General features: G+C 57.2%; 14 protein-coding genes and 1 pseudogene. 10 read left to right on the top strand and 5 right to left on the bottom strand.

All coding sequences use genetic code 11. The annotated features are described in order from the left end of the window. The first annotated feature begins 357 nt into the window (after positions 1 to 357). The 3 genes from recC to recD are packed head-to-tail and all read left to right on the top strand — an operon-like array spanning position 358 to position 9,586. Entirely contained in the window at positions 358 to 3,828 is a 3,471-nt protein-coding gene (gene recC, locus AAEZ09_RS09235) for an exodeoxyribonuclease V subunit gamma (RefSeq protein ID WP_350599165.1), read from the top strand. Beyond that, complete coding sequence (recB, locus tag AAEZ09_RS09230; protein ID WP_350599164.1) at positions 3,825 to 7,496, top strand: exodeoxyribonuclease V subunit beta; 3,672 nt, start codon at positions 3,825 to 3,827, stop codon at positions 7,494 to 7,496. The genes recC and recB overlap by 4 nt, the downstream gene beginning before the upstream one ends. Continuing rightward, positions 7,493 to 9,586, top strand: coding sequence for an exodeoxyribonuclease V subunit alpha (gene recD / locus AAEZ09_RS09225; RefSeq protein WP_350599162.1), 2,094 nt, complete (start codon positions 7,493 to 7,495; stop codon positions 9,584 to 9,586). The genes recB and recD overlap by 4 nt, the downstream gene beginning before the upstream one ends. A gap of 175 nt (positions 9,587 to 9,761) precedes the next feature. On the opposite strand, the gene AAEZ09_RS09220 is transcribed toward recD, so the two are convergent. Both AAEZ09_RS09220 and AAEZ09_RS09215 read right to left on the bottom strand, forming a co-directional pair. After that, entirely contained in the window at positions 9,762 to 10,436 is a 675-nt protein-coding gene (locus tag AAEZ09_RS09220; protein ID WP_350599160.1) for a hypothetical protein, read from the bottom strand. A gap of 145 nt (positions 10,437 to 10,581) precedes the next feature. Then, entirely contained in the window at positions 10,582 to 11,457 is an 876-nt protein-coding gene (locus tag AAEZ09_RS09215; RefSeq protein WP_350599158.1) for a helix-turn-helix transcriptional regulator, read from the bottom strand. Between the two features lie 102 nt (positions 11,458 to 11,559). Between AAEZ09_RS09215 and AAEZ09_RS09210 the strand changes: the two genes are divergently transcribed. The 7 genes from AAEZ09_RS09210 to AAEZ09_RS09180 all read left to right on the top strand — a co-directional run bounded on the left by AAEZ09_RS09210 (position 11,560) and on the right by AAEZ09_RS09180 (position 18,541). Then, positions 11,560 to 11,835 carry a hypothetical protein gene (locus AAEZ09_RS09210; protein ID WP_017528827.1) on the top strand — a complete coding sequence of 92 codons (276 nt, stop codon included), beginning with the start codon at positions 11,560 to 11,562 and terminating at the stop codon, positions 11,833 to 11,835. 72 nt (positions 11,836 to 11,907) lie between these two features. Next, positions 11,908 to 12,741 carry an HNH endonuclease gene (locus AAEZ09_RS09205; RefSeq protein ID WP_350599156.1) on the top strand — a complete coding sequence of 278 codons (834 nt, stop codon included), beginning with the start codon at positions 11,908 to 11,910 and terminating at the stop codon, positions 12,739 to 12,741. A 153-nt stretch (positions 12,742 to 12,894) separates the two neighbouring features. Continuing rightward, positions 12,895 to 15,159, top strand: coding sequence for an McrB family protein (locus tag AAEZ09_RS09200; protein WP_350599153.1), 2,265 nt, complete (start codon positions 12,895 to 12,897; stop codon positions 15,157 to 15,159). Positions 15,160 to 15,162: 3 nt separating this feature from the next. Continuing rightward, complete coding sequence (locus AAEZ09_RS09195) at positions 15,163 to 16,761, top strand: DUF2357 domain-containing protein (protein ID WP_350599151.1); 1,599 nt, start codon at positions 15,163 to 15,165, stop codon at positions 16,759 to 16,761. A 35-nt stretch (positions 16,762 to 16,796) separates the two neighbouring features. Continuing rightward, positions 16,797 to 17,312: a hypothetical protein gene (locus AAEZ09_RS09190; protein ID WP_350599150.1), complete on the top strand. Its 516-nt coding sequence runs from the start codon at positions 16,797 to 16,799 to the stop codon at positions 17,310 to 17,312. Then, positions 17,309 to 17,869 carry a hypothetical protein gene (locus tag AAEZ09_RS09185; protein WP_350599148.1) on the top strand — a complete coding sequence of 187 codons (561 nt, stop codon included), beginning with the start codon at positions 17,309 to 17,311 and terminating at the stop codon, positions 17,867 to 17,869. The genes AAEZ09_RS09190 and AAEZ09_RS09185 overlap by 4 nt, the downstream gene beginning before the upstream one ends. Before the next feature lie 462 nt (positions 17,870 to 18,331). Continuing rightward, positions 18,332 to 18,541 (top strand): hypothetical protein, encoded by a 210-nt coding sequence (locus AAEZ09_RS09180; RefSeq protein WP_350599145.1) that lies wholly within the window; start codon positions 18,332 to 18,334, stop codon positions 18,539 to 18,541. A gap of 194 nt (positions 18,542 to 18,735) precedes the next feature. Here AAEZ09_RS09180 and AAEZ09_RS09175 read toward each other — a convergent pair. The 3 genes and pseudogenes from AAEZ09_RS09175 to AAEZ09_RS09165 form a co-directional block, all read right to left on the bottom strand. Next, positions 18,736 to 19,010 (bottom strand): annotated as a pseudogene (locus AAEZ09_RS09175) (hydrolase); the annotation flags it as partial. Between the two features lie 706 nt (positions 19,011 to 19,716). Continuing rightward, positions 19,717 to 20,727 (bottom strand): helix-turn-helix transcriptional regulator, encoded by a 1,011-nt coding sequence (locus AAEZ09_RS09170; RefSeq protein ID WP_350599144.1) that lies wholly within the window; start codon positions 20,725 to 20,727, stop codon positions 19,717 to 19,719. A 92-nt stretch (positions 20,728 to 20,819) separates the two neighbouring features. After that, positions 20,820 to 22,931, bottom strand: coding sequence for an AAA family ATPase (locus AAEZ09_RS09165; RefSeq protein ID WP_350599142.1), 2,112 nt, complete (start codon positions 22,929 to 22,931; stop codon positions 20,820 to 20,822). Between the last annotated feature and the right edge of the window lie 140 nt (positions 22,932 to 23,071).

Raw genomic sequence — 23,071 nt, 5'->3', positions numbered from 1 at the left:
CTTGAGGGCCGGCGGTAGCAGCCACACGTTGCATGAAGGTTAGGTAGGTTTTCATGGGGGCAGGCTCAGGCGAGTGGTGATGAACCCCGTGGACTGTCAACAAACAGCACAGATTTTTACGTCTTTTCATTTCTTTCTAACTGTCGTCTCAAAAGAAACGGTTGGGTATGTGCGTGAGTAGTTGACCTGTGCAAACCCCCAGCATTTGCTCTCCTCCTTGGGCAACCTATGCTCGGCTCGTGTGGATGGTTGTGTTGACCTTCTTCGGGCTGGTGGCGTGTAACCATATCGTTTTAAAGTGATGGCCTTTTGCTGCTCTGTACCACAGAGCTGCGTATTCAGATCTTAGGGTGGCGTATGCAGGATGCGGACTCGTTGAAGCCTGGCTTCATGATTATTCACGGCAATCGCTTGGACGATTTGCGTGAGCTAGCGGTGAGCTGGATGCAGCGTTACCCGTTGGCCCCGCTGGAAAACGAAGTCGTGCTGGTGCACAGCAACGGCATTGCTCAATGGTTGAAGCTGGCGCTGGCTGAAGATCCTGATAACGGTGGCTGCGGTATCGCAGCAGCGTTGGATGTGCAACTTCCTGCGCGTTTCCTTTGGCAGGCCTACAGGTCTGTATTGGGGACCGAGACGACTCCAGAGTCCTCCCCGCTGGACAAGGCGGCACTGAGTTGGCGACTCATGCGCTTGCTGCCCCAATTGCTAAGTAAAACCAATTTCAGCAGTTTGCGGCGATTCCTTCAGGAGGATGACGATCAGCGCAAACTCTATCAACTCTCCGAGCGGCTGGCTGACTTGTTTGATCAGTACCAGGTCTATCGCGCCGACTGGTTGGAGGACTGGGCAGCCGGGCGTGATCAGCTAAAGCACATCAAAGGAGGTGTGAAACCGCTAGATCCCGACAACCTTTGGCAGGCGGAGCTGTGGCGTGAAGTATTGGCGGATGTTGGCGAGGGCGCTCTTGAGCAGAGCCGTGCCGGTGTTCACAAGCGTTTTGTCGCACGCCTGCGTGAAGCAGAGCAGGCCCCGAATGGTTTACCTCGGCGTGTGGTGGTGTTTGGCATTTCATCTATGCCGGCACAGGTTCTGGAAGCCCTGGCGATACTCTCGCGCTACAGCCAGGTGTTGCTGTGTGTGCACAACCCTTGTCGCCATCACTGGGGCGATATCGTCGCTGACAAAGACTTGTTGGGCCATGCCTATCGCCGTCAGCCAAACAGAAGTGCCTCTATGGCGACGAGCCAACATGGTCAGCCTTTGCTCGCCGCGTGGGGTAAGCAAGGTCGCGACTACATCAATTTGCTCGACCACTATGACGAGCCGGCGAGTTATCGACACCTTTTCGAGAGCCTAAACGGCGGGCGTATCGATCTGTTCAATGACGAGCCACCTTCCAGCCTGCTGGGCCAATTGCAAAGCGACATTCTTGAATTGCGTCCTTTGGCTGAAACCCGCGAAGTATGGGACCCTGTCGATGTTGCACAGGATCGCTCGGTACGCTTTCACGTGGTCCATAGTGCGCAGCGTGAAGTGGAAGTGCTGCATGATCAGTTGCTCGCCCGCTTCAGTGCCGATTCCCAGCTAAGCCCGCGGGATGTGATTGTGATGGTGCCGGACATTAACGCGTATGCGCCGCATATCGAGGCCGTGTTCGGCCAGGTGCCGCGTCATGATCCTCGATATCTGCCGTTTACCTTGGCCGACCAGGGACAGCGTGGGCGCCAGCCATTGCTGATCGCCCTCGAACACTTGCTCAAACTGCCCCATAGCCGCTTCGCCGTCAGCGATATTCTCGATCTGCTGGACGTGCCGGCGCTGCGAGCGCGCTTCGGTATCAAGGAAGCGGATGTGCCGATCCTGCAGCGCTGGATCGATGGTGCCGGCGTGCGTTGGGGCCTCGATGCGCAGCAGCGCGAGAGCCTGGACATGCCTGCGGGCCTGGAGCAAAACACTTGGCGCTTCGGCATGCGCCGCATGTTGCTGGGCTACGCGACCGGCCAAGGGCCCGAGCTGAATGGCATCGAGCCCTACGACGAAGTGTCCGGGCTGGAAGCGGCTTTGGCGGGACCTTTGTTGACCTTGCTTGATCACCTGGAAATCGCCCGCGAAGACCTGCAGCAACCCGCCACACCAGTAATCTGGGTCGAGCGCCTGCAATCGCTGTTAAAGGTTTTCTTCCGTCCGGTGGGGGATGCCGAAGAATTGCTGGTCAATCAATTGCTCAAGTTGCTCGATGACTGGTTGCGCACTTGCGAGTCCGCGCAGTTCGACGAGCCGCTGCCGTTGAGTGTGATGCATGAAACCTGGCTTTCCGGCATTGAGGAGGGCGGCTTGTCGCAGCGGTTTCTGGCCGGTGCGGTGAACTTCTGCACGCTGATGCCGATGCGTGCGATCCCGTTCAAAGTGGTGTGCTTGCTGGGTATGAACGATGGTGATTACCCACGCCAACAATCGCCTGTCGATTTTGACCTGATGCGTAACGATTACCGCCCAGGAGATCGCTCACGCCGCGAGGATGATCGCTACCTGTTACTGGAGGCCTTGTTGTCGGCCCGGGAACAGCTGTATGTCAGTTGGGTTGGCCGCAACATCCGCGACAACAGTGAGCGCGTACCTTCGGTACTGATCGGGCAACTGCGTGATCACCTGTCCAGCGGCTGGCGCTTGGTGCAGCCTGGCAAATTGCTGCATGCCTTGACCCAGGAACACCCGCTACAGCCTTTCAGCGCCGCCTACTTTGCCGACAAGCCGGGGCCGGACGGGCTGTTCACTTACTCTCACGAATGGCGTGAGGTGCATGATTCACCAGATCAGCAGCCATCGGAAAACCTGTTGCCAGCGCTCGCCCAAGACACGCCTTTAACCCTGCGCCAACTGGCCGGGTTTGTGCGCGACCCCGTCGGGGCGTTCTTCCAGCAACGGCTCAAGGTCAACTTCGACAATGACGAATTGACCAGCCGCGACGACGAAACCTTTCAGCTCGACGGCCTTGAGAACTGGCAGCACCAGGACCGACTCAGCCAGGCACTCAAGCGTTGGGTGGAAGAGGATTACCAGCCTGAAAACGCAGAGGCCGAACTTGATCTGCATGTTCAGCGTTTGCAGCGTGAAGGCAAGTTGCCGCTGGGCGGCTTCGGCATGTTGAGCGCATCCGCACTGGCCGAGCCACTGCCGGATATGCTCGAGCGCTATCACGCGCAGTTGCAGGCGTGGCCGGAAATCGAGGAGGGCCAGACCGCTGCAACGATCGCCGCGCAGGACCCGAGCCCGGGATTGAGTGACTGGCTGGGTGGCATTCGCCGCAATGTCCAAGGTGAGCGAGCCTACTTGCAGCTGGACAGCAAGAAACTATGCAACGACGACAGTTGGCGCTGGCACAACCTGGTTCGTCCCTGGGTGCGCCATCTGGCGTTGCAACTGAGTGAACCGGGCTGCACCACGATTCTGGTCAGCTTGAATGGAGACGTGGTGTTCCGGCCAATGGCCCCGCAAGAGGCGCAGAAGCAGTTGAAATCGCTGCTCGAGGCCTGGGTGGCAGGCATGCGTGAACCACTGCCGATCGCCTGTAAAAGCGCGTTCGCCTGGCTCGAAGAAGCGAAGGAGGGCGGGGAAGACAACGACTCGGCGTCCGAAAAGGCCCGCGAGACGTTCGAGGGCGGGTACATGCGCTCTGGCGAGGCAAGCAGCTCCTTCGCTTTGCGCCGTGCGTACTCGGATTTCGACCAACTGTGCGCCTCCGGTCATTTCACCTCATGGGCCAAGCGCCTGTATGGCGGCCTGTTCAATCATCTTTCTTCGAGCCGCGCAGGGAGCGACCAATGAATCCGCTGAATCTGAACCCCCTCGACTTTCCTTTGCATGGCAGCCGACTGATCGAAGCGAGTGCCGGTACCGGCAAAACCTTCACCATCGCCTTGTTGTACGTGCGCCTCGTTCTGGGTCATGGAGGCGAGGCCGCCTTCAAGGATCAGCTGACACCTCCGCAGATTCTGGTCGTAACCTTTACTGATGCCGCGACCCAGGAACTGCGCGACCGTATTCGTGCGCGCTTGACCGAAGCGGCGCTGTGCTTCCTGGAGCCTGATCACGAACACGACAATTTGCTGGAGCAACTGCGTTCCGATTACCCGCCGCAGGAATGGCCCAATTGCGCGCGCCGGTTGCAACTGGCAGGTGAGTGGATGGACGAGGCGGCGGTCTCGACCATTCATGGCTGGTGCTATCGGATGTTGCGTGAGCACGCCTTCGACAGTGGCAGCCTGTTTACTCAAACACTGGAAACCGACCAGAGCGAGCTGCTGGCGGAGATGGTCAGGGATTATTGGCGTCGGCATTTCTATGCCTTGTCACCGGCGCTCTCCAAGGTGGTGGCCGATTGCTTCAAAACCCCGACTGATCTACAGAAGGCGCTCAGTCCTCTGCTATCGCGGGCAGACGCGGAGTTCCGGCAGGCAGGGGCATCAATCAGCGCTCCGGCACGATTGGATGCGCTTCTGCAGTCCCCTATCGATTGGGAGAAGCGATGTGTTCCGCTTGAGGACCGTGCCAGAGCTGAGTGGTCGCGAGATGTCGCCGGGATAAATACGCTGCTGCGTGATGTACGAACGAAGTTGAGCGGAAAATCCTATCCAACCAAGACTCCCGAGACTTTCGAGCAGATGCTTGGTGAAATCGCGAAATGGAGCCTGGGAGACGAAGCCTGTGCTCATGTTCGCAAGTGTGGGCAAACCCGGTTCAGTGTGAACAGAGGCGGCGTTGTCAGCGTGCACCCCGCTTTTCAGGCCATCGATACGTGGGTCGATCATCTGGAGTCAAAAACCGAGGTGCGCGCGCAACTGCTGTTGCATGCACTGCGTGAGGTGCAATGTTCGTTCAATGCCGAGAAAGTGCGCAGGGCGCAAATCGGTTTCGACGACCTGCTCAATCGCCTTGACCAGGCCTTGCAAGGCCCGTCGGGCCCGCGTCTGGCCGAGACCATTCGCAATCAGTATCCGGTCGCCCTGATCGATGAGTTCCAGGACACCGACCCGGTTCAGTACCGGATCTTCGAAACCATTTACCGCATTCCTGACAACCTGGGTGACTGCGGCCTGTTCATGATTGGCGACCCGAAACAGGCGATCTATTCCTTTCGCGGTGCGGATATTTACACCTACCTCCACGCGCGAAAAGCCACGGCTGGCCGTCACTACACACTGGGTACCAACTATCGTTCCACCAAGGCGATGGTCGAGGCGGCCAACCACTGCTTCCGGTACGCCGAAGCCCAGCCTCGCGGCGCGTTTCGGTTTGCCACAGAAGACCAGGGCAACCCGGTGCCCTTCAACAGCGTCCAGGCCAATGGGCGCGACGATGTGTTGCAGATCAAGGGTACGGATCAACCTGCCCTTACGTTCTGGCAGCTGGCAACCGAGGGTGTGGTCAATAACGCCACCTACTTGCGCAAAGCCGCTGAAGCATCGGCATCGGCGATTCAGACCTGGCTTGATCCCGCTGCAACCGAGCGTTCCGGTTTGCTGAAAGGCAATGGTGAATTCGTCGCCTTGCGGCCCGCCGATATCGCCATTCTGGTACGTAATCGCAAGGAAGCCGAAGCCATCCGCAAAGCCCTGGCGCATCGACAGCTGGCCAGTGTCTATCTCTCCGACAGGGACTCGGTCTTCGAAAGCGAAGAGGCAAAAGACCTGCTGTATATCCTGCGTGCGTGCGCTCAACCCACCAGCGATCGGCTGGTGCGTGCGGCCATGGCAACTCGCAGTGTAGGGCTGACATGGCAGACGCTGGAGCAATTGAACCAGGATGAATTGTTCTGGGAGCAACAGGTTTTGCTGTTCCGCGATTTTCGGGCGTTGTGGCAGCAACAGGGCGTACTGCCGATGCTGCGAAAGCTGCTTGCCACGTTCAAGGTCCCGGCCCGTTTGCTTCTGGAAGACCAGGGGGAGCGTCGCCTGACCAACCTGTTGCACCTGGCCGAGTGGTTGCAGCGCAGCGCCGCCGAACTCGATGGCGAGCATGCGCTGATCCGTCATCTGGCCGAGCAGGTGGATGGCCAGAGCGAAGAAGAAATTCTGCGCCTGGAAAGCGATTCGGACCTGATCAAGGTCATCACCGTGCACAAATCCAAAGGCCTGGAATACCCCTTGGTGCTGCTGCCGTTCGCCTGTAGCGCAAGGGAGATCGATGGCAAAAGCACAACACCGCCGATGTTTCACGACAACATGGATCTGGTCATCGAGCTGGCCAAAGGTAAACAGGCCGAGACGGCACAAGGGTGTGCCAACGATGAGCGCATGGGCGAAGAAATGCGCCTGCTTTACGTTGCCCTGACCCGAGCCCGTTACGCCACCTGGATCTGCGTAGCGCCCAAGGGATTTAAGACCGGAGGAAAATCGACAGATCTGCATAAGGCAGGCCTGGGTTACATGCTGGCGGGGGAGAAGCCGATAGCCCCAGAGAGTCTGCCCGGCGTGGTCGAGGCACTGGCCAGTGGCTGCCCGGACATTGAGGTGTGCGCAGCGCCAGCACCATCGGAAAATGTCCACACGGCACCCACTCCACCACCGGTGGGGCCAGCCTTGCGGCCCTTGCACAAGCTCGCGGCAAATTGGTGGATTGCCAGTTACTCGGCCTTGGCCATTGCCGACGGATATGTCCTGATGGGGGCGGAGCCGGGTATCAGTCTGGAGCCGGCGACCGCGCTGGAAGCCAACTTGCAGGAAGAGGACGAAGCTGAAGCCTTGCCGGCAGGGGCCGGGATTCACGGGTTCCCTCGGGGCGCAGGGCCGGGCACCTTTCTCCACGGACTGTTCGAATGGGCCGGCCGCGAAGGTTTCGCCAAGGCCGCTGGAGATCCGATCACCCTGCATAACACCGTTGCCCGACGCTGCAACCTGCGCGATTGGGAAACCTGGATCGAGCCACTTTCCGCCTGGCTGGGCAGCTATCTGAATGCACCGCTGCGGTTCAACGGTACCCAATGCAAGCTCTCGACCCTGAGCACCTATCAGGTGGAGATGGAGTTCTGGTTTTCCAGCCGGTCGGTGAACGTTCAGCGCCTCGATGCACTGGTGCGTCAATACACGTTGGGTGGTGCACCGCGCCCAGTACTGGCTGCCAACGAGTTGAACGGCATGTTCAAAGGCTTCATCGACCTGACGTTTGAACATCAGGGTCGCTACTACGTGGCGGACTACAAATCCAACTGGCTGGGCAGCAACGACCAGGCCTACGACGCCGAGGCGATGGCCGAGACCATGCTGGCCAAGCGTTACGACCTGCAGCTGTGTCTGTACCTGCTGGCCTTGCATCGCCAGCTCAAGCTGCGCCTTGCCGGGTATGACTACGAACAGCACATGGGCGGGGCGGTGTACCTGTTCGTCCGTGGACACCAGGCGCCTACCCAAGGTGTGCATTTCGAACGACCTCCACGGCAGTTGATTGAACAACTGGACCAACTCTTCATGGGCCAACACGCGGAGGTCAGCGCATGAGCCAGACCCTTAAGCAGCTGAGCAACAGCCAGCGCAACGTTGATCACCCGCCGTTGTTCGTTGGCGATGCCGACAGCCGCGAGCTGCTGCATCAACTCGACAATTGGGTGAGCCGAGGCTGGTTGCGCGCACTGGATCGCTCATTCGCCACCTTCATACTTGAACAGGATCCCCAGGCCCAGGCCAATGTGTTGCTGGCTGCCGCGATGACCAGTCATCAACTGGGTCGCGGGCATTCCTGCCTGGATCTGGTCGCTACTCTGCAAGCGCCTGACTTTGTGTTGTCGTTACCTCCTGAAGGGGAGGAGGGCGGCCAATTACCGTCGCAATGGTTGCTGGGCCTGGATGTCGAGCAATGGCGCCGGGCGTTGTGCTTGAGCACGATGGTGGAGGATCGGGACGAGCCGCAGCGATTCCCGGAGCGGCCGCTGGTGTTGACCGGACAGCGTCTGTACCTGCGTCGTTACTGGAACTATGAGCGCAGCATTGCCCAGGCGCTGAGCGCTCGTTTGAGCGTGGACGCGGTAACACCGGAAAAACTTTCCAGTCGGCTGGATGCCTTGTTCCCTGACACCTTCGAAGTTAACGGTGAACGTCGTAGTGACTGGCAAAAAATTGCCTGTGCGCTGGCGGCACGAGGTAACTTCAGCGTCATCACCGGCGGCCCCGGCACCGGCAAGACCACCTCGGTCGTGCGCTTGCTGGGGCTGTTGCAAACTCCGGCCGTGGAGGAAGGGAAGCCGCTGCGAATTCGTCTCGCCGCCCCCACCGGCAAGGCAGCAGCACGCTTGTCCGAATCCATTGGCAAGGCCGTCCGTGAGCTGCCGGTCAGCGCCCCCGTGCAGGAGGCAATCCCGACGGATGTTTCCACATTGCACCGTCTGTTGGGCAGTCGACCGGATTCGCGCAACTTCATTCACCACCGGGATAAGCCACTGGAGCTGGATGTACTGGTGGTCGATGAAGCGTCGATGATTGACCTGGAAATGATGGCTTGCCTGCTCGATGCCTTGCCTCGGCAGGCGCGCTTGATCCTGTTGGGTGACAAGGATCAGCTGGCATCGGTGGATGCAGGCTCCGTGTTGGGCGACCTTTGTCGCAACGCTGAAGCCGGCGGCTATAGCAAGCAAACAGTGGCTTGGCTGGAAGCCCACAGTGGCGAGTCGGTCAGCGCTCCGGGGTTGCAAACGGCAGTCGGCGCTGGCGATTCGCTGGCTCAGCAAACCGTCATGCTGCGCTACTCCCGACGCTTCGACGCCCAGCAGGGCATTGGGCGTCTGGCCAAACTGGTCAATGAGAAAAATGCCGCCGAAGCACGAAGCCTGCTTGATCAGCAATTGCCTCAGCTGTTCAACCTCAAGTTGCGAGGCGAGCATGATGCCGCACTCACCGAGTTGATTATCAACGGCAAAGGCGATGCTCCTGGTTATCGCCATTACCTTGAGCAGCTACGAGACCAGCGTCCTGCGAAAGACACTCCCTGGGACAGTGCCCTCTGGGTCGGTTGGGCTGGCAAAGTATTGGGCGCGTTTGATGAGTTCCGTCTGCTCTGTGCGCTGCGTCGCGGGCCTTGGGGTGTCGAGGGACTGAATCAACGAGTAGCCGCCGAACTGCGCCGCTGTGAGTTGTTGTCGGGGGACCAGGGTTGGTACGAAGGGCGACCGGTACTGGTCACCCGCAATGATTACAGCCTGAGCTTGATGAATGGTGACATCGGCATTGCTCTCTGGGTGCCGGGTCCCTCCGCAGAACGGGTTCTACGTGTGGCCTTCCCACGAAACGATGGCAGCGGCGGCGTACGTTTCGTAATGCCAAGTCGGCTGGTGGAGGTTGAGACCGTTTTCGCCATGACGGTGCACAAGTCCCAGGGGTCGGAGTTCAACCATACGGCTCTGGTATTGCCCGATGCGCTGAACCCTGTGCTGACCAAGGAGCTGTTGTACACCGCCGTCACCCGTGCCAAGCAATGGTTCAGCCTGGTCGAAGCCAGTCCGGGCGTATTTGAAGGGGCGGTGAGTCGCAATGTGCAGCGAACCAGTGGGCTGGCGCTGCAACTGCAAGATGAGCTGGCAAAACTTCAACGCACCTGAGTGGGTGCGTTCAGGCATTTGTAGCCTGGGTACTGGGCTTCAGCGGTGACCTTTGCCATGGCAGAGGTCACCGCTTGAACCGTGATGGTGAAGTTGGCTTGGGGGCCGGCGGTGGCAACCACATTGCATAAAGGCTTTGTAGGTTTTCATGGCGCTGTCCTCGATGGCGATGGGATTACGCTGCTTCACCGTTGCCGCGCTTGCTGGTGATCTTTACCGCTCGACCGAGCGCGAAGAGCGCCATGTCGATGTTCACCACGAATCCAGGTTCGGCATCCTGACGCTCTTTGAAGTGCTCGCAGAGCCAGCGTTTGTAGCGTTCGATGCAGGCGACATCCTTGTCCCAGTTGATCTTCTTGCGAATGGTCTTGATCTTGGAAAAGTCTGGGTCGTTGATCTGCTCATAGAGTTCGAAGGCACGAAGCACGTGCTGATCGACAATGGATTCCGAGCGATCAGCCAGGTGCCGGCCGAACTGTCTGAATACCTGGCCTGGGCCGTTAGTCAGCGATGTTGGTCTGACATCGGCTGCACCTTTGATGATGTGCGCCACCTTTTGCAGGTCGCCATTTTTCCAGGCCAGGGCGTAGAGCAGCTTTTCCAGAGGAGTTTCCAGTTTGGCGCTGAGGTCCGCATGCAAGCGAAGATCGTTGCCAACCTTAGTCATGAGGGAACTGATGTCGTGGTCCGTCAACTTCAACTGCAATTCTGGGTACTTGTTGCGGTCCATCTGCCATTTTTCAAGCAGGGAATCGGACGTCAGCATCTTTTGCAGGTCGGACACTTTGTCGGCGTTCAGTATCTCGGTGAACGTGGTTTCCACCAGCTTCAGGGCTTCCAGATTATTCAATATCGTGTTCTCTCGTGGGGTCTGATACAGAGCTTGATTCACTCGTGCGACAGATCATGTCGCACTGCGTCAGGGCTCGGTATTTTTTGGAGTCGAGTGCCAGCGGCAAGGTTATCGCGAACAGGGCAGTCGAAAGGGACCGGTATCAGTCATACAGCCAAGGTTTCAACTCCTTCAGGTTCTCCACCACGATCTGTTGCGCCTCTGGTTTCGGGTCCATGTTCTTTGGATCAATCTGATAGCGCTGCAACACATACTTGACCAACGCCTGGCGACAGGGGATCTGCAGTCGCCCATCGACCATCCCGAAATCCTCCTGGATTATCGCTTTTTGCATCACCGTCAGACGCTCATCGGGTTTGATGATGACGTTGACTTCGCTATTCCACTGGGCGTCGCCCGAGAGGCCATTCTCGGTCTCGCCGTCCATCAGTTCAGGAACCCCACGCAGTCGGCTCAGTACAAAGTCCCGGTACTCGCGGTTTTTTTCGCAGTAGGCGCGCACATGCCAGCGCATGCCTGTGTAAACCAGCGTATGCGGTGCAATGGTTCGCCCTTCAGGTTCGGGACTGTTGAGCGAAACGTAGTCGATGTCCAGGCGTAGATGCTCCCGGCAAGCCTTGAGCAGTGGGCGCAGTATCTCGGCCTTGATCGAGCGATCAGGCACCTCCAGTACTTTGGTATGGGCGTAGGCCAACGCCAGCCCCTCGACGTGTGGCGCTCGAGCATTGTTCTGGTAAAGCAGGTGCAGGTATGCGCTGGCGCTGTCGTCGATGAACAGTGGCTTGAACTGTTTACTCGGCACGTACCCCTTGATCTGTCGATCATATGTAAGGTTTTTGGGCGCATGCTCGGTGATGTACGTATTGATGTCCTTTGACGCCTGCTGGCGGCTGATGCCGAAGCTCTGCATCAAGTGCACCGTGGTCAGCCGGCCTTCCCACCAGGCGACGGTTTCAATCAGACGATAGCGAAGGGCGAGGTCCCAACGGACCTGCTCGATGGTTTGCTTGCGTTTCATGTCGCCTCCATGTGAGTGAATACTTTACCTGTATAAGTCTACATTCTAGACGTGTCGTTTAACACTACATATCGTGACTCTGGCAAGTTTGGAGTTTACGACATGAGGGACATGTTTATGGATGGTTGGGATTGGACGGCGTCGGTAGCGATGCTGATGCTGTTGATGATCCTGCTGATGCTTTTGGTGCAGTATCTGCAGACTAACAAAGCCTGGAGATTGCTCGAGCATTGGCATGCGACCACGAAGGAGCGCCAGCAGCGGCTGAGCTGGCACGCCGAAGAGAATCGCGAGTTGAAATCGGCGTTGCGTGCAGAGAAGGCTCATGTGGAGCAGTTGCAGCGCAAGGTGGAGATTCTGCAGGCATTGCTGCCATAGGTGTGAGGCAGGGGGGCCTTGGTGCAAGGTTCCGTAATTGGTGTCGATACAGTGTAAACATAGGAGAAACGCATGCTCGATTCGCGGGACATTTGCCGGCTGCTGGAAGGCCATGGTTGCAGCTTGAAGCACAAACAAAGGGCCTACGCTAGAGGCTACGTGCACCCGGCCCTTGAGTATCCGATATTCGTCAAGCATAAAGCTGCCGGTGTCTCTGTCGGACGCCAACCATTGGTTTTACACCCGGCATACCGCAAGTCAGTGCATTGGGAGCAAATCAAGGCACTCACGCAGGGCACTCCCAATGAGACATATAAAAACACTAGCCTGGGAGGATTTCCGCTAGCGCTGGACTCAACTAGCAATACCGGTATTGCGGTCAATTTGGCGAACGATGAAGACCTGCACAGCCTGTTCGCAGTGCTTGCCGGCGACTCGGCGGCTATCGGGCAGCGATTGGAGGATGAGCTCCGCCTGATTGAGGTGTTCGAGCAATCGCCTCTTGGGCAGCAAATTGAGAGTACCGAGCGTGAAGCCATCATCCGAGCGCGAATAGGACAAGGCGTCTATCGCCAGGCGCTGCTCGAGCATTGGCAAGGTTGTGCTGTTAGTGGTTTTGCGCTCGCTTCCATGCTGCGCGCTTCACACATCAAACCATGGCGTGACGCCACGCATCTGGAGCGCCTCGATCCCTTTAACGGATTGCTTCTGACACCCAACCTGGATCAAGCCTTTGACCTGGGACTAATCAGCTTTACCGAGAAGGGAGATATTGTAATTGCGCAAGCCCTGACCACTAACCTGCAACTGGCGCTTGGCATTAACGCGCGGTGCCGGTTGCGTAGTCTCCATGACCGCCATTTGAACTACTTGGCTTGGCATCGCGAGCATGTATTCCGAGGCTAGCTGCTCGTGTTAATCGTTCGCCTGAAAGGCGACGGGGCAGGAGCTGGTGTCACGGGTTGGATTTTCTGGATGTTGGTGTAGCTCCGCATGCAAACGTTTAGCGGAAACGGTATTGGGCGCGGTCGTCCATAAAGACAATAAGGAGTATGGCTTTTGGCGGTAGATCTGAAGGATGACGCAAATCTCAAGGCAGCCTGTGAAGCGGTATTGGCTCAGAATCGTGAGTTGTCTTGGTATCAAAACTGGTTGAAAAAGCTGTCGGAGTTTCTGCGTAAGGTTCAGGATGCCGATCAAGACGAGTTTTGCAGCCCCGCGTTTCAGGAGCAGCTATGGGAAAGTGAGGTCATCACTACAACGGGCATGGGCACGGTCAATGTGTCCGAGGTGATTACCGATCCTATCGTCGCCAAATGCCTTTGGAGTATTCGGGCATCGCTTAAAACTGGTGATGTTCACCTTCAAGATCAGGTGCTCAAGGAAGGCTGGCGCGAGTTGAACCAACTAGTTGCTCCTCCCCTTGTGCGACGCAATCCGAGGCTTAAAAAGTATCGTCTTTTCGCAGCGTTGTGCCCAACTGAACTGACCACGCTTGCTCACTATCCGAAATTGCGTACTTTGGCGTCCTTGATAGGTGTGGGAGGCGTGGAGCGTGAACTTTCTCTGCATCGGGGTGTGCTTGAGCGCCTGGACGATGTTTTGGGTGAACGGGAAAAAGGACTGTCAACACCGACGCTGGAGCGCATGACCCTGCCTTGGCTGCTTTACATGAAGTTCGTGCAGGAGCAGGAAGCCGAAGCCACCGAAATCGCTGACCCCGCAACGGGCCAGGAGCGCCTAAATCCTTTACCCGCTGAGCGCCGCCGCCGTGGCATGCTCGCCATTGGTGGTGGTGTCGCGACCATTAGGGCGATCATTGAGTTCGCCAAAGAGGGATGCAAGCGAGAAGACCTCGTGGAGCACATGCGCTCGATCAACCCTAGTCACGCGACTTCGAGTATCCGAACACAACTCAACTCACTCATCGCTGAATGGGGTGTTCTGCGGGCTCAAGGCGACGAGATCCATCTGACACCGCGAGGTGAGGGACTGCTGGATTCTGGCGAGCCTGATGAAGTATCGGACTGGTTGCTGACCCGCGTTCTTGGGTTTGATCACATGCTCTATGCATTGCGCAGGGGCCCAATTTCCGTCAGTGCGTTGAATGACGCGTTGAGAAAGGTGAACCCCGGGTGGACCAGCGATCGAGCATTGACCAGTCTGACCTTTTGGCTGCGTGCCCTGCAATTGGTCGAAACCCGTGCAGACAAACTGCTGCACCTGACCGAGCTCGGTGAAACCTGGGCAGCGCAAATCTACTGGGAACCCCAATCACTTACTCCAGACGCAGGGATCATTTCAACCGGCGTGGTGCCATCCAGTGAAGAGTCCACTCTGTTCGAGCGCCCCTCGCTGGAAACCATTCAACAGAGTTTTCCCCAGGATATTGCCTTTCCGATAAGCCTGGTTGCTCGGCTTGACGCCGGACTCTGGAGCCATCCGCGTCGTCACTTCGCTGTACTCACCGGTCTCAGCGGTGCCGGCAAGACTGTACTGGCTCGGGGGTATGCGCTTGCGTTGCATGAGGGGCAAACCCACCCGTCAGAGGGCCTGCTTACAGTCCCCGTCCAGCCAGGTTGGCATGATCCCTCTTGCCTTCTGGGTTACGTCAATCCATTGAATAGCGAGAGTTATGTTCGTACGGCATTTGTCGATTTCCTGCTTAAGGCCAGTGCCGACTCCGAGCGTCCATACACGGTTGTGCTCGACGAAATGAACCTGTCGCACCCGGAGCAATATTTGGCACCACTGCTTTCGGCCATGGAGACAGGTGGTCACATTGAGCTCCATGCTCAGGACAATGACATCAGCGGGGTGCCGGCGACCATCACGTATCCAAGTAACCTGGTGATCATTGGTACCGTGAATATGGATGAAACGACACATGGCCTGAGCGACAAGGTGCTCGACCGGGCGGCAGTGATTGAGTTCTGGGACATCGATGTTGAAGCGTTCCCCGGTTGGAAAACCAGTGCTTTGTCTGAGGCGCAAAATACCAAGGTCCGTGAGACGCTCAAGGGACTGGTCAAGGCCTTGCGCCCGGCACGCCTGCATTTCGGCTGGCGCACCATCCACGATGTCATTGGCTACATCGAGCAGGCCGAACGCGGCGGTGTGATTGACTTCGATGCAGCACTGGATCAAGCCATCTACGCTAAAGTCCTGCCAAAACTGCGCGGTGAAGACACACCTCGGATTCAGGCTGCCTTCGCAGACAGCCGTACCCTGTTGCGGGATATGGAGCTGGCGGATTCGGCAACCAAAGTCGCCGAATTGCAGGATGATTTGCGCTCTCTGGGTTCTGCCCGGTTCTGGCGCTGAAACATGGCGATTATCCGATGCATCGATAAACAAGGCAGCACGTTCACGGTCAGTCCCGAAGCGTTGGTTTCGGGGTTCATGGAGCGCGGCACTTATTATTTCGAAATTGTCCCCGAATCGCGCTTGTTTGTTGATGATGAGCCGTTGGAGAGCTCGCGCCATGAGGCATTTGATGCGTGGCGATGGGAACCGGGTTTTTATGCGGGCAAAGTCATCGCTGAGTTGGTTGATACCAGCGGCAAAGTCGTAGCGACCTACCACTTTGATGTGGCTCCGGATCAAAACAAGCTCGGCGAGGTTTCGTTTGCCGCGATGCTCGACGAACTCCTTGCCTTCGATACACGTTTGCTGTTGGGCAACGAATACGCCCAGTTAGAGGTGGGTCGTGAAGGTCGAACGAGCAACCCGCATCTACAATATGCCCGGCTGAAACGTTATGGTCCGGCGTTGTTGTCGGCGTTTACCGAAGTCTTGCGCAAGCCGCTGACCCGGTTGCACCGAGAACGCACATTGCGGCCAGCGCACCGATTGCGTCGTATTGATCGCCAGACCCTTCGCCGCGCCTTGCAAGACCCTGCGGCGACGGCGCTTCTCTATAACTTCGAACAGGCCAATGCCAGCGGTGAGGTGTTGCACTTTGATGTGCCTACTGTGTTCGAAGACCTAGATAATCCAGCCAATCAGGCGTTGGCTGTTGTCCTTGGCGAAACCCTGCGACGTAGCCGTCACGTCATTGCCGCGTTGCAGAAGATCATTGAGGGGGAGGGCAACACGGGTGCTCGCTCCGCGTTGACCCCTCGGCTTGGACGGCGGATTGAGTTCCTCGAAGGCTTGCACAGTGACCTTCGTAGGATTCAACGCAAGGAACCGTTCTGTTCCCTGCGTCAGCCTCGAATTTCTGCTGCCGGGCTCAACGCGATTTCCGCTCATCCCGCTTACGCTCGGGCTTATCGCCATGGATGGTACGTGCTGCGTCCTGGTATTGACGGCAGTAGCGAGGGAGAGCGCTTGTGGATCAGCCCGACGTGGGAGATATACGAGCGTTGGTGCTACCTCCAGGTGGTGGCCATGATGAAGTCGATTTATCCAGACCTGCAGTGGCGTGATCTTTGGCCCGGTTCACGCATGGACGTCGTACGTTGTGAAGGACGGAGTACCGACACACAGGTCAATGTCTTACTCCAGGTACGTTGCCCAGCGTTCGACCAGCCAGCCAGCAACGGTTTTTCCAGCATTTCCGGTGAGCGCTACCCCGACATTATTGTCACCGTGGAAAGCCCGGCGGGGAGCTCGTTCATTGTGATGGACGCCAAGTACCGGGTTGAGCGCAAGTGGGTGCTGGAGGGCATGGTGTCTGCGCACTTGTACCGCGACTGCTTGCGCTGGAAGGGATGCAAACCGGATTTATCGATCTTGCTGGTGCCTCGCGCAGGAGGTGCTCCGTTGTTGGAAACGATGACATACCAGAAAGCCAATGGTGTTGGCGTCGCGGTGCTGAGCGTTGAACACAATGGATTGCAGGCGGTGTTAAAACCCTTTGTAAAGAGCTGCACAGATTCAGACTCAGCGGAGCTTCCTATGGCCGCAATCCTGAGCTACTGAACTGAAATTTACGTAACACTGAAAAAGGAAGAGCGATGACGAAAATCATTTCAATGGCTCAAGCGGAGTTTGAGCTTGCACTCATGCAAGCCGAAAGTGATTCCATGGCCAGCAGCGATCTTTATATCTGGTTGCGGGAATGCGGTCTGTCGCCAGAAATCGCCGTACGGCTCAAAGAGCTGGTTAACGTAACACAGCGCATAGGTAACAAGATTGTCTCGATCGGCAAGCTGATCGTGATGAAGTTGCGCGAATTCATTACAGCGCATAAGAACTTGGCCATTGGCACCTTGTTGGGCGCCGCTATCGCTTCGCTGGTTGCCGCGACTCCGTTGCTCGGTTCGATATTGGCGCCCTTGGGGGCATTGCTTGGCCTGATGATCGCGGCCACCGGCCATCAATGCGATAAGCATCCGGACGGGAACGGCAGAAGGGAGAGCCTGGAGGAGCTCCCACAGAACCTGATCGAGATCGCCCGGGCGTACTTTGATCTGTTCATTGAGACGCTCCAGATCATCATGGCTGAATTTGTCTCGGCGAAAACATCATGAGTCGGCCGCCGAAGGTCAGCAAAAAGCAGCTGCTCAAGGTCATCAATGAGCTTGAACGCTCGCCTCACGATCGTGTACGCATCCTGGGGGACGTGGGCATCAGCACGCTCGGTATTGGCCTCGGCGCCGCCGCGGCAAGCACTGTGGCGGGTATAGCGGGTGCGACAAGTATTCCGGTCCTCACCACAGCCGCCGGTTGGGTTGGAGTCACTGCCGTAGCGGCGACGCCGCTTGGCTGGACACTAGGCGCTGCGGCAGCCGGTGGCGTTCTGGTCTACGGAGTCTCGCGCTGGATTCGCGGCGGTGCTATGTCAGAGGGTCGCAAGCAGGAGTTGTTGCTGGTCTATCAGGAGCGGTTGGCTGAGATGGAGGCCAAAGAGCGTATGGGGGCTGTCACGCTGGCGGATAAGTCCGGATTTATTTCGTCACTTCGAGAGGTGATCGAGAAAGATGTCATCAGCGCAGATAAGGCTCTGCGGCTGATTGAGGCGGTGGAAGGCGGGAAGATGGCGTTGCCTGAGGCTTATCGATTGGTCAATGCGCTCTTGCAGGAGTAGTGCGCGCAGGGTGCAGTAGTCACCAGAATGCCGACGGCGCATCCGATCACGACACGTCTTGTCGCACTGCTCCCTCATGCTTGCCTCATCAGCCAACCATAAGGGACCGTAGCATGAAAAACCTGTTCGCAATTATTGGCGTCATCGTCGTTGTAAAGAAGGGCTATGAGTTCTTCTGTGAATACAACGAGATGAAACAGGAGCTGGACAGGCGCGCCGGTGATTCGGCCTGACGACTATTCCAATTTTTCTACTACTGACTGGTGTATCTCTATGCCCTGGCCACCCCGTCCTTTCACGTTCACCTGCCCCCAATGCCACTGGCATAAGACAACGGTGCCACCCAGCGACGCGCTGCGTGAGGGCAGAGACTGGTTTTCGGCCTGCTACGGGGCTGGAAATCTTCAAGGCCAAGCTGTTGCGACCGTTCAGCTGAAGTCCGATCTCGGTGCGAGGTTAGTGATGTGTAACGATGAAACTGACAGTCACGCGGATGACCCGTTACCCTCGCAGGTTGAAGCTGAACCAGTGGTCGAGTACAGCGACGAATTCGCCGCCATGATCCTAGAGCAGGAGGCGAATGGCAGCTTTCAGGAAATTGATGTCGACGACATGCTCGCAATGCTCGACCGCTTGATCCTTGAGGCCCGAGGCTTGGGTAGTGTGCATTAGCGCTCCAGGCAGAGCGTCAACAACTGACCCAACTTACAGGGCGATACCTGGCCGTCCATGCCCACTGATCGCAGGAGTAGGTGCCGCTGCGCACCGCTTTTCCTTCTTCGTCATAAACGGCGATGACCGCATTCCACAGTGATGCCTTGGGTGCTTCGCTGAGCGGGTCCAGGCACAGCAGGTGAGTGGGTTGGTACCCGTTCCATTTTCAGGCTTTGCAAATACTCGATGGTTTCCGGCGACGGTGCGTAACCGTGCTTGATCAAGATACGGTCGACCTCGATCAGGCTGTCGTCGTCTGGAGCGGGGTGCCAGCCAAGTTGTTTCTGGAAAGGCGTTCTGGATTCGTCGTTGCATTCGACGGTGGCGACGTTGGGCAGGTGCCGAGCAATGGGCGGATTCTGTCGATGAGCCATTTGGGAGGGTTGAAGCTGGGCTGCACGTCGATGATCAGGAGGGCTTGGCGCATTGGCTTCTCCAAGGGGGGCGGGTATCCGGTTTTACCGACCCCCCAGATGCAACAAAACCCGCACTGGGCGGGTTTTGTCTTGCTTCGGATTTGGTGGGCCGGGGTAGCACGCCTCGTAACCATGATTGGCAGCGAACTGCCCGAAGCGGGCATCCCTACGCATGCTTTGTGTGAGCTCCCTAGTCCAATGCACGCCAACTGATTGCGTCTGACTGTTCCCAGATTTGACCTTGCTCAAAGTGAAGGTAGGCGCGCCACCCTTCGATGCTGTTGAATGGTAGATCGAAATCGACCTCAGCCACTGTGACATGGGGGCCACAGTACTGAGCCATGTATGAATTGAGTTTGTCAAAAAAAATGTCCGGTAACTTGGTGCTACAGGTCATATAACACGAGGTTCCATTTTCGAAAAAGTCGCACGGCCGTACGACCGACCATAATGTGGCAGGCTCTTGATCGGGGTTTTCCGTTATCCAGCTACGGGCTGCCTGATGGATCAACTTATGCCAATTACCGTCAGCATATGGGCCCTCAATACCCCACATATCAACGACAAATAGCAGTGCAATTTTTTTCGGCCGACGGAGATTCGGAGTGAATTCAAGGGAGTCTGTCATTTAAAGTCCTTATTTATTGGGCGATGCTGATAAAACCGTGATGATGAGATTCCGATTACCGTCTATTTTCAGCCTGCATGGTTCCACTCTCACTCATACCCAGCCGCAGCATTCCTCAGCTTTTGCGCAATTTGCTCGCGTAGGTTCAGCGGCATTTCAACCACTAGCGCATCGCCCAGCGACAAGATCCACCACTGCAGTTGCCAGCTATCGCTGATCGTTGCTGTGACGCGATAGCCAACGCCATTGCCAAGGTCGGTTAGCGCCATATCTGCGCTCAGCGGCGTTTCTCGCAGCAGGCGAGCTTGCTTTTCACTTAGCCAAGCCTGGAAGGCGATTCTTTCTGTATTGCCGAACTGCAGCGCATCGCCATGCAAGTAGGCCTGTAGATTGAAATCCTTCAGTCCCTGCGTTGGGGACTCCAAGAGGGACAATTCGCGGAATCGATGGACTGCGTACTGGCGCACATCGGTGTAAGAGTCGGCGGTGCCGATCAGGTAAGTGATCAATCCACGTTGCACCAGGGCCAGCGGATTGAGTTTCAGTTGGCTGACTTTGTCGGAGTGTGCGGAGTAGTACTGACATTGCAACTGTTTCTCCTCCAGCAAGGCCTGTTGCAACGTCTCCAGAATTTCCTCTGGAATTTCCGGCGCTTGCAGGTTCAAGTCGGGGCGCACGCTGGCTACTTTATCCAGCCAGCGTGCGGCTTGATTCTCCTCGCCCAATGACTTGAGTTTTTGTCGCGCGTGGTTGAAACGAGGCTCCAGCACTCTGAGCATGCTGTTAGGCAGCAGTGGGCGGATTGCGTCTTCGACTAGAGCCAGGCTCAACGCCTCGGTCAGGGTAACTCCCTGCAATTCGACGCTGACACCGGGTTGCCAGTACCAACCGTAAGGCGCGCTTGCGTCATTGCATTGCAGGGGGAACATCAGCGACAGATCGATCAGGTCGCGTTCAATCGTACGCCGGCTGATTTTATAACCCGATAAGTGTAGGCGCGTGGCGAGTTCGGCGGTGGTGATTCCGGGTGATCTGGACGGCAACTGGCGAAGCAATTCCCACTGACGGCTGACGGTGGATTGGGCTTTGGCAGAGGGCAAGACAGGCTTCCTTGTGTAGTACTTAAGCTCGGCATGGCGACAAGGGTGATGGATGGCACTAAGCCAGTCAACACCCGTCCAAACGTCCGTTATTAGTGTACGAACCCTATAGGTCTCTGCTTCCCGGCAGTTTTGAGGCGGGTTTCAGCGATGAGCGCGCTGGCCAACTCGTTCGCATTGGTGAAGGGTTTGAAGCGCGCTTGCCTGGCCACAGAGGCAAAGTCGCCTGGGGTCAATTGCTGTTCGCTTCTCAGCCGCAGACTTGCCGTCCTGGTGGGGTCCTTGAGTTTAAGTGCCTGCAAGTGGGTGCTGAATAGCTGCTGTACCTGGGGTTGGTCCAGGTAACCAAAGTAGATTTTCATGTCGAAGCGGCGCAGCGATGCTTCGTCCAGATCACGGATCAGGTTCGTTGAGGCAATGAACAGGCCACGATAGCTTTCCATCTGGGTGAGCATTTCGTTTACCGCTGTCACTTCCCAGCTTTGCTTTGCCTTGCGTCGATCCTGCAAAAAGCTGTCGACTTCATCGAGGAGCAGTACCGCGCCGTCCTGAGTGGCCTGTGCAAAAGCTTCGGCAAGATTCTGTTCGGTCTGGCCCACATACGGGGAAACAAGATCAGATACCCGTTGCAGCATCAGCGGCCTGTCCAGTTCCTGTGCCAACCAACAGCCGAAGGCGGTTTTGCCAGTGCCAGGAGGCCCGTAGAAACATAAGCGTGCTTCAGCGTGCTTCCGTAAACCTTCGACCAGACCATCGAGCGGTACATCGGTGTTGATCAGTTCCGGCGAGTAAAAGCTCGGCAATCGCTGGCCCTGTGCGCCCTCCAACTTGCCAAAACCCTGGGCTTTGAGTGTGCTGTCGACCAGGCATTCGACCGTTGCATCAAGCTTTTTGCCGGCGCGGGGATTCAGGCTGCGGGCGATGCGAACCGCGCGAGTGATCACTGCCGGTGTTGCATGTTCATGATCGATAAGTTTCTCCACAAGCTCATCGCCCAGTTTGTCGGCGCTGCAGTCCCTAATGATTTGCTCGCGTTGTGCCCGAGGCGGGTTTGGCAGGTTGATGACCAGATCAAAGCGGCGAATGTGCGCCGCATCCAGCGACTCGACACTGTTGCTCAGCCAGAAGCAGGGCAGGGCGTTTTCTTCGAGCATCCGATTGATCCAGCCTTTCTGTGCCTTGCTGCGGGCACCCATACCCATGGGCGTGGGGCTATCGAAAATGTCTTCGATTTCATCCAGGACCAGCAGCGATTTGTGCGAATGCAAGACGCTCATAGCCGAGCGCAATGCGCACAAGCGCTGGCTGGCACTGACCGGATCGCCGTCACTGTCGGTGCAGGCGATCTCATACAGATCGGTATTCAGTGTTTTGGCGAGCAGGCGGCTCAACTGTGTCTTACCCGTACCCGGCGGGCCATAAAGCAGAATGTTCACCCCGCTTCGGCCTTCGACCAATGCCTTGGCCAGGTAGGCTTGGGCGATATCTACGTGCTGACGCAGGTGTTCGTATTTATCGAGCCCGAGCTCACCCGGCGGGCTAAGCCTGAACGCATACTTGAACAACTCGATGGGCTCGTCCTGATTGAAACGCATCAATCCCGGCAAATCAGAATTACCCACGCTCAAGCGGCTGCTCAGGGTGGTGACCGAGCAGGACAGGGTATTGACTTCAAGCAGCCCCGCCCGGACCAGTTGACCGTAGTTGCTCAGATACCGTGTCAGTTGCAGCTGTGGAATATCCAACAGGGTGCTGAGCACAGCGAGCATGCGGTTGAAACCGAGCATTCCCAGCTCGTCGGCAGCGTTGGTGAGCGTCGGATCGGTATGCATCAGGACACAAAAACCGAGAATGCGCAGTTCCGCCGCATCAAGTTCGAGCAACTCTCCCAGCGCCTCGAGATTTTCTTCCAGCATGTCGGGGTAATCGTAGGTGGTGAACGTCTCATCAAACAGCTTGCGTTCGCCCTTCAAGCGCAAGAGCGCCTGGCGTGGGTGGAAATCCTCTTCATCGATCAGCGCTTGCAGGCCCAGTTCGATGGCCAGTTCGTCATCGTTAAAGCCATGGCGCTGGATAAGATTCCGATGCCCGCCAAGATCGAGCATCATCATGAACGACCACTTCAGGGTCAGGGCGCAGGTGTCCGCGTTATGGGGGCCGGAACTACGTACATTACTGCGATTCAGCGAACGCGGGATGGGCACGGCGACTACTCCTGATACTGGCGAGACATGATCATGAGGCCAAGGTGCGTCGTAATGTGTCGCGCTCGGGTCAGGGGTGGAATGGCGATGATGCCGTGTCGAAAGAGGCTGGCATACTGATGCGCAGTCCTTGCTGGTGA

It is taken from the genome of Pseudomonas sp. 65/3-MNA-CIBAN-0223, assembly GCF_040310425.1.
Taxonomy (GTDB): domain Bacteria; phylum Pseudomonadota; class Gammaproteobacteria; order Pseudomonadales; family Pseudomonadaceae; genus Aquipseudomonas; species Aquipseudomonas gregormendelii.
Note: the sequence above shows the minus strand (reverse complement) of the source record. Positions and strands in the feature narration are given on the sequence as shown.

Coding starts and splice junctions, on each gene's coding strand:
- AAEZ09_RS09205 (WP_350599156.1), top strand. CDS start 11,908: ATGCTCGATTCGCGGGACATTTGCCGGCTGCTGGAAGGCCATGGTTGC.
- AAEZ09_RS09180 (WP_350599145.1), top strand. CDS start 18,332: ATGTGTAACGATGAAACTGACAGTCACGCGGATGACCCGTTACCCTCG.
- AAEZ09_RS09195 (WP_350599151.1), top strand. CDS start 15,163: ATGGCGATTATCCGATGCATCGATAAACAAGGCAGCACGTTCACGGTC.
- AAEZ09_RS09185 (WP_350599148.1), top strand. CDS start 17,309: ATGAGTCGGCCGCCGAAGGTCAGCAAAAAGCAGCTGCTCAAGGTCATC.
- AAEZ09_RS09210 (WP_017528827.1), top strand. CDS start 11,560: ATGAGGGACATGTTTATGGATGGTTGGGATTGGACGGCGTCGGTAGCG.
- AAEZ09_RS09215 (WP_350599158.1), bottom strand. CDS start 11,457: ATGAAACGCAAGCAAACCATCGAGCAGGTCCGTTGGGACCTCGCCCTT.
- recB (WP_350599164.1), top strand. CDS start 3,825: ATGAATCCGCTGAATCTGAACCCCCTCGACTTTCCTTTGCATGGCAGC.
- recC (WP_350599165.1), top strand. CDS start 358: ATGCAGGATGCGGACTCGTTGAAGCCTGGCTTCATGATTATTCACGGC.
- AAEZ09_RS09190 (WP_350599150.1), top strand. CDS start 16,797: ATGACGAAAATCATTTCAATGGCTCAAGCGGAGTTTGAGCTTGCACTC.
- recD (WP_350599162.1), top strand. CDS start 7,493: ATGAGCCAGACCCTTAAGCAGCTGAGCAACAGCCAGCGCAACGTTGAT.